Below are 7,517 nucleotides of genomic sequence, written 5' to 3' on the forward strand. Positions count from 1 at the left end.
AGTACGCGCCGCATACGCCACCATCACATCCCGCACCAACGGACCCATCGACGACGCATCCGCCGCGATGTGATGCACCACCACCGCCAACACATGTTCCTGCGGCGCGTCCGCGATCCGCAGCAGCCGCACCCGCACGGGCACTTCGGCGGTCACGTCGAACGGAGTCGCAGCGAGCGCGTACACCTCGCTCGCGACCTCGTCCGCACCGATCGCATGCGCGCCCACATCCAGCGCCACCTGCCCGGCGGCCAGCACCACCTGCACCGGACCATCCGCGGTCTCCGGATACACCGTGCGCAGCACCTCGTGGCGCGCCACCACGTCGTGCAGCGCCGCACCCAGCGCGGCGACATCCAGTTCGCCGGTCAACCGCAATGCGAAGGGCAGATTGTAGGCCGCGGAACCGGCCGTGGCGGCAGCGCCGTCCACGTGGTCGAAGCGGTTGAGGAACCACATCCGCCGCTGCGCCGACGACAACGGCAACCGCTCCGGCCGGGCGATGCTCCCCAGCTCCACACCACGCTCACCGGGCGTGTGCGACTCCAGCGCCGCCGCCAACCCGGCCACCGTCGAGTTCTCGAACAGCGCCCGCACCGGCACGCGAGCATCGACCGCCGCACCCAAGCGCGCCGCCGCCTGCGTGGCGACCAGCGAATTGCCGCCGAGCGCGAAGAAGTCGTCATCCGCGCCGACCCGGGTCACACCGAGCACCTCGCCGAACACACCCGCCACGATCTCCTCGACCGCCGTCGCGGGCGCACGGAACTCACGCGCGGTGAAGGCAGGTTCGGGAAGCGCCTTACGATCGAGCTTGCCGCTGGGATTCAGCGGCAACGCATCCAGTGCGACGATGGCGGCCGGAACCATGTAGGCGGGCAGCGTTTCCCCGATTGCAGCGAGCAGCTCGCCTTGCTCGATCGAGTACCCCGGCATGGGGACCGTGTAGGCGACGAGCTGGTCCCCGAGCGACGAAGGCGCGACCAAGGCCACCGCCTGGCTCACCGAAGGCTGCGCCAGCAGCGCGGTCTCGATCTCGCCCAGCTCGATCCGCTGACCACGGAACTTCACCTGGAAATCGGTCCGGCCGAGGTAGTCCAGCCGATGCGGCAGCGCTTCGGTCGGGGCGCGCCAGACCACCAGGTCACCGGTGCGGTACATCCGCTCGCCGTTGCCGAACGGGTTGGCCACGAACCGGTCCGCGGTGAGATCGGGACGCCGCACATAACCACGGGCCAGCTGATCACCGGCCAAGTACAGCTCACCGGGCACACCCACCGGCACGGGTTGCAGATGCGCGTCCAGCACATACACCTGGGTGTTCCACTGCGGCACGCCGATCGGCACGCTGCGCTCGTCCGCGGCCGTCGCGGGCCAGTAGGTCACCGACACCGCCGCCTCGGTCGGGCCGTAGAGATTGTGCACGGCCGCGTCGGTCACCGTGCGCACCGCGGCGACGGTCTCCGGCGGCAGCGCTTCGCCGATCACGAAGATGTCGCGCAAAGTGGGGCACGACCCGGGAGCGGTGTGCGCGGCGAAGACCGTCAGCATGGACGGCACGAAGTCCGTCACCGTCACACCCTGCGCCGCAATGGTTTCCGCGACATATACCGGATCGCGGTGCCCGTCGTGGGCGGCGACGACCAGCTTCGCGCCCACGCGCAGCGGCAGGAAGTACCCCCACAGCGAGACGTCGAAGGTCGTCGCCGTCTTCTGTAGGTACACGTCGTCGGCGTCCAGCGGATAGGCCGCGAGCATCCAGCTGATCTGGTTCTGGATCGCGAAGTGCGAGATCGCCACCCCTTTGGGCCTGCCGGTCGACCCAGAAGTGAAGATCACGTACGCCGGATGGTGCGGCGACACCGGACGCACCAGTTCTTCCGCGCGAACCGGGCTGTCGTCGAATCGGTTCGGATCCAGCGCGTCCAGCAGCAGGACCGCGGTGCCTTCCGGCACGTCCACCACGTCGGCGGAGGTCGTGAGGACGCAGACCGGCTGCGCCGTGTCGAGGATGTGCGCGATGCGTTCGGCCGGATGATCCGGATCCAACGGCACATACGCCCCACCCGACGCCACCACCGCATACATCCCCACCACGAGATCCAACGACCGCCGAACCGCCAACCCCACCAACGACTCCGCACCCACACCCTGCGAAATCAACAAACGCGCCAATCGATTCACCCGCGCATCGAACTCACGATAAGTCAGCTCGACGCCCTCGTGCACCAAGGCCACCTCGTCCGCGTACGCCTCCGCGGCGCGCCGGTAACCGTCCAGCAGCAACTCGGCGGGCACCGGGTACCTGGTGCTGTTCCACTCGAACAGGATGCGTTCGCGCTCGGCGGGAGCCAGCAGGTCGATCGCGCCGATCGGCCGATCCGGCTCGGCCGCGACGGCGGTCAGCAATAGATCCAGCCGCCAGGCGAACTCGGCGATCGTCCGCTCGTCGAACAGGTCGGTGGCGTAGGTGAACATCGCCGTGAAACCCGTGGCAGGCCCATCGGCGGCGGGCACCACGGTCAATTGCAGATCGAATTTCGCCATCGCGCTGTCGAACTCGACCACCCGAGCGGACAGTCCGGGCAGAACTATCTCGGGCATGCTGAGGTTCTGGTAGAACAGCGCCACTTGGAACAACGGATGATGCGCCTGCGAGCGCACCGGGTCCAGCACCTCGACCAGCCGCTCGAACGGCAACTCGGCATGCGAGAACGCGCCGAGATCCGTTTCCTTCGTCTGTTCGAGCAGCGCACGGAACGACGCGCCGGGATCGATCCGGGTGCGCAGGACCAGCGTGTTGACGAACATGCCGATCAGCGGATCGAGTTCCCGCTCGCCCCGGCCCGCCACGGGCGTGCCGATGGTGATGTCGTCGGTGCCGGTGAGCCGGGCGAGCAGCACCGCCAGGGCGCTGTGCACCACCATGAACTCCGAGGCGCCCGCACTCTGTGCCAGTTCGGCGAGACCTCGGTGCACGGGGGCGTCCACCACGAAGGTGTACTCCGCGCCCCTGCCGGAGGCGACGGCTGGACGCGGCCGGTCCGCGGGTAGGTCGATCCGATCCGGGATGCCCGCCAAGGCGTCGCGCCAGTAGGCGATCTGGGCCGCCGCCACCGAATCCGGGTCGTCCTCGTCGCCGAGCATCGCGCGCTGCCACAGCGTGTAGTCCGCGTACTGCACGGGTAGCGGTTGCCAGGACGGGCGGGCCCCGTTGCGCCGGGACAGGAACGCGCTGAGCAGGTCACGCAGGAACGGCGCGACCGAAGCGCCGTCGGCCGCGATGTGATGCACCACCACAACGACCACGTGGTCACCGGGACCGATCTCGGCCAGTGCGATGCGCAGCGGCACCTCCGCCGCGACGTCGAAGCCGGTCAGCGCGAATCCGCGCAGCCAGTCCGGTAGCTCGTGCTCGGCGACCGGCTTCGGCGCGAGGTCGGGAACGGCCTGCGCGGCGGGCAGCACCACCTGATACCCGGTACCGTCCACCGCCGGATACACCGTCCGCAACGTCTCATGACGCCCGACCACATCCGCGACCGCCGCCTGCAACGCCGCCACATCCAACACACCCGACAACCGCACCGCGAACGGAATATTGTTCGCCGCGGACCCGGTATCGAACTGATTCAAAAACCACATCCGCCGCTGCGCGGGCGACAACGGCACCCGCTCCGGACGCTCCACCGCCACCAACGCGCGCCGGTCGCCCGCGCCCTTCAACGGCTCCAACCGCGCGGCGAGCGCGGCGACGGTGGGGCTCTCGAAGATCAGCCGCGCGGGCACCCGCGCCGCGATGGCGGCCCCCAACCGGGCCGCGACCTGCGTCGCGATCAGCGAGTTGCCGCCCAGCTCGAAGAAATCGTCGTCCGCGCCGACCGGCGCGCCAGGGCCGAGCAGTTCGGCGAACACCTCGCCGACCAACTCTTCGAGCGGGCCGACCGGCGCGCGGAACACCTTGGTCTGCAACCGCGGCGCGGGCAGCGCCTCGCGGTCCAATTTGCCCACCGGAGTCAGCGGGATCTCGTCCAGCACCATGACGGCCGTCGGCACCATATGCGCGGGCAGGCTCTGCTCGGCGAACGCGGCCAGTTCGGCCGCGTCGGCGTCCATCCCCGGCGTGGCGTGCACATAGGAGACGAGAATGGTCGCGCCGCTGTCCAGGTGGTGGCCGACGGTGACCGCGAAATCGACCGTCTCGTGCGCCGCCAGCACCGCATCGATCTCACCGAGCTCGATACGGAAACCGCGAATCTTCACCTGGAAGTCGTTGCGACCCAGGTACTCCAACTCGCCATCCGGCGTCCAACGCACCAGATCACCGGTGCGATAGAGGCGTGACCCATGCGCGTCGAACGGATTCGCCACGAAGCGGGACGCGGTCAGTCCCCGCCGTTCGTGATAGCCGCGGGCCAGTTGCGCACCGGCGATGTACAGCTCCCCCGCGACACCGCTGGGGACCGGGACCAACCGCTCGTCCAGCACGTATTCGGTGACGGCCCGGATCGGCGCGCCGATCGTCACCGGTTCCCCCGGCACCAGCGGCGCGCTGATGTTCGTCATGATCGTGGTCTCGGTCGGGCCGTACCCGTTGAAGAACTCACGGGTGCGCCCACCCGACACCGGTAGCACCCAGCGCCGCACCAGCTCCGGCGGGCACGCCTCGCCACCGGCCACCACCACACGCAACTCGTCCAACCCCGCCGGATCCACCGACGCCAGCGCGGCCGGCGTCACGAACGCGTGGGTCACGGCCTCCCGGCGGATGAGGGACGCGAATTCCTCGCCGCCGAACACCGTGGGGGACGCGACGACCATGGTGGCCGCGCCACCCAGCGCGAGCAGCAACTCCAGCACCGACGCGTCGAACGACGGCGACGCGAAATGCAACGTCCGCGACGCACTCGTCACCCGATACCGATCACGCTGCTCGGCACAGAAGCTCGCCAACCCCGCCTGCGTGACGACCACACCCTTCGGCTTGCCCGTTGAGCCGGAGGTGTAGATGACGTAGGCGGGATGCTCCGCGCGCAGCGGACGAACCCGATCGGTGTAGGTCACCGGATCGGCCGGGAACTCCGCGAGCCGCCGGGCGCAGTCCGCGGTGTCGATGGCCAGCCACTCGACCCGGTCCGGTAGGTCACCGCGGAGTTCCTCCACGGTCAGCCCGAAGACCGCGCCCGAGTCGGCGACCATGTGCTCGACCCGGTCGGCCGGATAATTCGGATCCACCGGCACGAACCCCGCCCCGGTCTTGGCCACCGCCCACACCGCGACCACCGACTCCACCGAACGCGGAACACCGACCGCGACCAGATCCTCCGGACCCACCCCACGATCGATCAACAAACGCGCCAAACGCGTGGACCGTTCGTCCAGCTCGGCATAGCTCAGCGCGGCCAGCGTGGCGGTCGCGTCGGCGAACACCACGGCCGCGCCGCTCGGGTTGGCCTCGACGGCGGTGGCCATCAATTGCGGCAGAGTGGTGACGCGGGGGCGGCGGGTCCGGGTCGGGCGCACACGCGCCGGGCGGGTCATACGCGCACCGCTTCCGCAGTCTCGTCACGCCGCTGCCCGACCGCCCGAACCATCGTGCTGCCTCACCCTGTCTATCGTCGCCGCACGCACGTCACCATGCTCCCCACCCTGGGATCATCGAACGTGCGCAGGTCGATCGTTACCTGACCACCGGCGCACGCCGAGCGCGACCGGCCTCGACCCTGGGGTTTCGGGTCGAAAACGGACGCACGTGACGAGTGCCGCGGTTGATTATTACCTGCCGACGCGCGATTGGGGTCGCGACGTCGGCAGGGATGGTCAACGGCGAGCGTCGAGCAGAGCGGCCAGCTGCGGTCCGACCACCGCCAGCGCCTCCGGTGTGGCCATCCGAGCGTGGGTGACCTCGACCGGCCGGTCGACGACCATGCCCTGGACGTACGGCCACCAGTCGGCCGCGGCGGCGCGCAACTCGTCGGTGGGATCGGCGACCGCCGCGCTGAAGTACTGCACGGTGCCGCGGAATACTCCGGGCCGGTGCTCGGCGATCAACTCCGCCGAGCGGACCGCGGTGCGGTAGATCCGGCGCAGCCGCTCGGGAGTCACCGCGACCAGATCGGCCGGGATCATGGCGTGCAACGCGGCCAACGACTCGTCGTCGAGCTCGTAGACATCGCCGTCCGCGGTGACCGCCGTGCCGAGGCCGAGTTCGGCCAGGGCCCCGCGCACCGCCGCGCGGAATCCGACCACGTCCGGATTCGGATGGCTGTCCATCATGGCCAGCAACTCCACCCGCTCGCCCGCGTCCTGCAACCTGGTGGCGATGGCATGGGCGAGCACGCCGCCGAGGGACCAGCCGAGCAACCGGTACGGACCCTGCGGTTGTACCGCCCTGATCTCGGACAGGTAGCGCTCGGCCAGTTCGTCCAGCGAACCGGGCAGCTCGACGTCCTCCGACAGCGCGGGCGATTGCAGGCCGAAGATCGGCTGCTCGACGGGCAGGAACTGGGCCAGACCCGCGTACGACCAGGCCAAGCCGTACATCGGATGCAGGCAGAACAGCGGAGCCGCCGATCCGCTCGCCCGGATGGGCAGCAGCACGTCCAGCGCCGCGGTGGCGTCGGCGTCGCCCGCGTCGATACGCGCGGCCAAGCCCGCCACCGTGGCGTCGGTGAAGAACCACTGCACCTGCACCGTCGCTCCGGTCGCGTCCCGCAGCCGTCCGGCCACCTGGGCCGCGAGCAGCGAGTTACCGCCGAGCCCGAAGAAATCGTCGTCCAGGCCGACGCGGTCGGCGCCGAGCAGTTCGGCGAACGCGGCGGCCACGGCCTGCTCGGTGACCGTCTGCGGCGCGCGGTAGGCGGCTGTGCTGACGATTTCCGGCGCGGGCAGCGCGCGGCGGTCCAGTTTCCCGTTCGCCGTCAACGGCAGCACCTCGAGCACGACCACCGCATCCGGCACCATATAGCCGGTCAGGAATTCGGCGACTTCGCCGCGCACCGTGGTCGGGTCGATGCTCGCGCCGGGGTCGGGCACGACGTACCCGAGCAAACGGTCACCGGCATGCTCGTCGGTACGGACCACCGCGACCGCCTGCCCGACCCCGGCACACCGCAGCAGCGCCGCCTCGATCTCCCCGAGCTCGATACGGAAGCCACGCAACTGCACCTGCTGATCACCGCGACCGGCGTACTCCAGGGCGGCGTCGTCACCGCGGGCACGCCAGCGCCCGATATCCCCGGAGCGATACATCCGCGAGCCCGGCGCACCGAACGGATTGGCCACGAACCGTGTCGCGGTCAACCCCGCACGCCCCAGATACCCGCGCGAGAGCTGCGCGCCGACCACATGGATCTGTCCGGCCACCCCGACCGGCGACGGGTGCAACCGGTCATCGAGCACGTACGCGTCCAGACCCGGGATCGCCCGCCCGATCACGCTGGCCGGGTTGTCGACCATCTGCTCGTCCAACGACAGGAACGACACGTGCACCGTGGTCTCGGTGATGCCGTACATGT

2 protein-coding genes are annotated in these 7,517 nt (G+C 69.7%); both read right to left on the bottom strand.

Translation table 11 applies throughout. From position 1 onward, the window contains the following. Window positions 1–5,541: amino acid adenylation domain-containing protein (locus ABZ824_RS39535; protein WP_356970025.1), on the bottom strand; the 5,541-nt coding region annotated here is incomplete at its 3' end. Between the two features lie 279 nt (window positions 5,542–5,820). Continuing rightward, window positions 5,821–7,517, bottom strand: a 1,697-nt coding sequence (locus tag ABZ824_RS39540; protein ID WP_356970026.1) for a thioesterase domain-containing protein, incomplete at its 5' end; no start/stop codon positions are given.

The sequence above is a fragment of the Nocardia sp. NPDC047038 genome, assembly GCF_040644075.1.
In the GTDB taxonomy this organism is placed as follows: domain Bacteria; phylum Actinomycetota; class Actinomycetes; order Mycobacteriales; family Mycobacteriaceae; genus Nocardia; species Nocardia sichangensis.